General features: G+C 70.3%; 1 protein-coding gene. It reads left to right on the top strand.

Going from position 1 to position 421, the window contains the following annotated elements; all coding sequences use genetic code 11:
* Positions 1-421 (top strand): HAMP domain-containing protein (locus UK23_RS45425; RefSeq protein ID WP_045318061.1); only part of this gene is annotated, 421 nt, incomplete at both ends.

Here is a 421-nt window from a genome sequence, read left to right as displayed (position 1 = left end):
CGCGTCGCCCGCGAGGTCGGCACCGACGGCCGCCTGGGCGGTCAGGCCCGCGTGCAGGGCGTCGCCGGCACGTGGAAGGACCTGACCGACAACGTCAACCTGATGGCGGACAACCTCACCGACCAGGTCCGCAACATCGCCACGGTCGCCACCGCCGTCGCGAACGGCGACCTGTCGAAAAAGATCACCGTCGAGGCCAAGGGCGAGGTCGCGACCCTCGCCGAGACCCTGAACGGCATGGTCGACACGCTCCGCGCGTTCGGTGACGAGGTCACCCGTGTCGCCCGCGAGGTCGGCACCGAGGGCATCCTGGGCGGCCAGGCGCGCGTGTCCGGCGTCGCGGGCACGTGGAAGGACCTCACCGACTCGGTGAACTTCATGGCGGACAACCTGACCAACCAGGTCCGCAACATCGCCCAGG

Origin of the sequence: Lentzea aerocolonigenes (assembly GCF_000955955.1) — a bacterium.
Lineage (GTDB): Bacteria > Actinomycetota > Actinomycetes > Mycobacteriales > Pseudonocardiaceae > Lentzea > Lentzea aerocolonigenes_A.
The sequence above is the reverse complement of the archived record's forward strand: the minus strand, read 5'-3'. Positions and strand labels throughout refer to the sequence as shown.